The sequence below is a fragment of the Candidatus Frankia nodulisporulans genome, from assembly GCF_902806475.1.
Classification (GTDB): domain Bacteria; phylum Actinomycetota; class Actinomycetes; order Frankiales; family Frankiaceae; genus Frankia; species Frankia umida.
The window spans coordinates 1-3,248 of the sequence record NZ_CADCWS010000362.1 but is presented as its reverse complement, the minus strand read 5'-3'; the positions used below and the strand labels follow the sequence as shown (position 1 = coordinate 3,248).

Genomic DNA, 3,248 nt, shown 5'->3' with positions numbered 1-3,248 from the left:
AGGCCGTGCAGCAGAGAGGTCAGCGACCGGATCTCCTCGGTGACGAGGCGACCGAGCACCGAGGATGGCGGAGCGAATGTCACCACGGTGTCGAGCAGGCTGCGCAGCGGATGGGCTGCGCTGGGCTGTGCGTCCAACGGTGACTTCTCTATCGCCGCACGCAGCCGCGCCGCGTCGTTCACCTGGGAGATGGTCCGCTCGATGTCGGACATGGAACGCTCCACATCCCGCAGGAACTCCACGACCAGCACCGCGCCGGCCACGAACACGCCAAGAGTCAGGGTGGAGGCAACCGAACCATGGGCCAGGGTGGTCAGGCCGAAACTGACCGCGCCGGTGAGCAGGGCAACGGCAACACGAGGCAGCAAGGGTTGCATTGGCATCTCCCCACGGACTACAAGGTCCCACCGTAATAGTGACCGTTCCACGGCCTGCTGTCGCCGTATTTCTATCGGATTCTTCAGACCGCTGCCCAGAAGTTTTTCTGCGTGAGCTTGTCAGCAAGATCCTCAAAGGCGGCAACGGTTTCCGGGTTCGCGATCTGAGTGCTTCTGACATCCAGGTCCCGGATGATCTGCTCACGCCACTGCAGGACGGGATCCAGCGGGATCGAGCCGATCATCATGCTCCGGCCGAGACGCCGGCGGGCCGCGAGCTCAAGCAGCTCCTCGTGGCACCGCTGCAACCAGGATGCCTGCGCCGGCCGAAGCTGGCTGATTTGTACGGAATCCGGTTCCTGAACCGCAGTCCGGACAAAACGGATGGAATCCTCCATTACATCCCGGTCGATACCGAGTTGCACGCCGTTGTTCACGATGCCGCGTTCCCCGAACACGAGTCCGTGCGCGGCCAGGATGTGCTGGCGGGTCCAGCGGTGGAAGACCAGCCAGCGGACGGCCTCGCCGCCGGAACCGAGGTTGCTGGTGGCCTCCTGCACGAGCTCGGCCGCGTAGGAGCGGCCAGCGCTCAGATCAACGAGAATGATGCTGAACTCCTCTGCCAGACCCAGCAGGAGCTGTCGGCACCGCTCGATCATCGCCGCGTCGACCGGGAACTCCCCACCGCCCTCGTCGCCGGGCAGCAGTACCAGTCGGCCCGCGCCGAGCGGGCGTCGCCGCCCCGACCAGCCCGCGTGCCGCCACACGTCGATCCTGGCTGGTTCCGCTGTCTCACCATGCAGATAGGAGTGCAGGCCGGTACCCATCTTGATGCCACGGCTCACCGACTCCACTTCCAGGATGGCCCCGGCTGTCGGAGATCCGAAATCGAAGTCGAGGAAACAGACGTCATCCCCCTGCAACGCCCGCCGGTAGGCCACGTTGGTGGTGGTCACCGACCGCCCGGTACCCCCCTTGTCGGAGATGGCCAGCACGATCACAACCTTCCCTCCAGAAGGATCGACGGCCGGGCGGCCTCCAGATTGTTGAGCCTGCGCAGTACCTCCAGCAGGATCGCCTGGGCGGTCCCCGGTTGCCGCTCCACAGCGGCACGGGCGCGATCGATCTGGATGGCGACATCCTCGAGTTCCGCCCGCATCGCGCCCCCTGCGTTCAGCGCACCGTTGAGAAGCTCGCGGTGGTAAAGATGGTCGGCCTCGCTGAGCATAGTGCGGGCCGCGGAGATTCCGGCGACGTTTGTGACCGGCGACATGTCGATGACGCTGACCGCTGCCACGAGGCATTCCACCACACGTTCAGTGAAGTACCAGGATGGCTCGCCGCCCTCTGTCGGTAGTCCTGGGAAAGGCCGCTGTGGGTTGTCCCACAGCCCGGTGCCCGGGCCATCGAGAATCATGCGCTGTTCTATATGCCCCCAGATCTCGTCGGCCAGGTCCAGCAGCTGCTGGCGCAACTCGGCGCTGCGAGCCAGCAGGACAAGGCGCATGGTGCGTTTGAGCAGGGCCGTGGCGAAGTCGGTGACCCGCCAGGCCAGTACGACCGGTTTTCCGTCGGCCTCGGCAAGGGGGATCTCCAGACCTGGGACGTGCATATCCACAGCCGTCTCCTGCTGGCTGGCTCGCCGGGTGACACGTGCCCGGATCGCCAGCTCAGCCAGGACCTGGGCAATGCTGGCCAGCTCGTTCTCCGCAGGCCGCCGTTGGTGCAGGTTCTCGATCACCATGCCCGTGACCTGAAGCGAGTAGTAGTGATCGGTCACTGGGCTCTCGCCGCTGACCCGGTCCGTCGGCTGCCACGGAATGTCGGCCAGTGCCGTGCGCCGATCACCGAAATCGGCTATGGCTGACCAGTACCGCTGCGCCAGCTCCCAACGCAGCTGCAGGCGGCGGGACAGTGACTGCTGCGTCGAGGTCAGCAGGTTCAGCCGTCGGGTGCGTTCTGAGGAAAGGTCGGCTATGCCGTCCAGAGCCGACAGCGTGAAATAGAGGTTTGGGCGGGCGGCGGCGCGTCCCGGTTTCTGGGCGGACTCCGGCAGGTCCGCCTCGACTGCGGGTGCACCGTGCACCACGCCCTACGACCAACCGCATTCGAACAGGTGGTTCTCGTTCTCCAGGCCATCCAGGCCGGTGGTTCCGTCGGAGGCTTCCGAGAGGTCGGCTCGAATACTGTTGAGTGATGCACGGAGCCGGGCGAGGAGCTGCTCCTCGGAATATCCATCCTGATCGACGGTGCGTAGCAGCGCCGCGCCAGCAGTCGACGTCGGTGAGAACGTGTGAACGGTGAAACTGCGAAGCAGGCCAACCATTGCCGCAGTCAGCCGGGTGCTGGCTGCGTTCTCCAGCCACTCCACGTCCCTGAGCAGCTGTGCCCGGCGAATCCCGGTCCGCCGGTACTCCTTGAAGAAGCTCAGCGTCGCCAGGCAGAGTGTGATCGACATCGACATCGAGTCGACGATGTCGATCCTGCGGTCTTCCGGGCTGAGTACGTGGCCGGCCTGGGTGGCCTGCAGGTACGCACCACCGTGAAAGACGGGGAGACCCTCCTCGTCGGTGTAGCGCCGCATGAAGGCGCTCACCGCCCGCAGCAGGACCTGTGGTATCTCGATGGGCTCACCCATCGCCTGGAGGGCCTGGGCAACGTCCTTCCCGGTCCGGTCAGGCTGCTCCAGCCGAAAATAGGACGCCTCGGCAGTCGCTGGATACATCAGGCAGAGCAACTGCTCGGCATCGGCGGTCGAATTGGGTTGGGCGCGACCGCCGAACTGCCACTCGCCCTTCTGATGAGAGTACGCGGACGCGGCCTGCCAGAGCTCGAGCATCAGCTGGCGCGGCTGGATCCTCATCGCCCAGC

General features: G+C 65.4%; 1 protein-coding gene and 2 pseudogenes. All 3 read right to left on the bottom strand.

Going from position 1 to position 3,248, the window contains the following annotated elements:
* Positions 1 to 377, bottom strand: a pseudogene (locus G6R24_RS19660) (hypothetical protein); the annotation flags it as partial.
* Between the two features lie 83 nt (positions 378 to 460).
* Positions 461 to 1,372 carry an SCO2523 family variant P-loop protein gene (locus G6R24_RS19655; protein ID WP_338084478.1) on the bottom strand — a complete coding sequence of 304 codons (912 nt, stop codon included), beginning with the start codon at positions 1,370 to 1,372 and terminating at the stop codon, positions 461 to 463.
* Positions 1,373 to 1,374: 2 nt separating this feature from the next.
* Positions 1,375 to 3,216, bottom strand: a pseudogene (locus G6R24_RS23460) (SCO2524 family protein).
* Positions 3,217 to 3,248 lie beyond the last annotated feature (32 nt).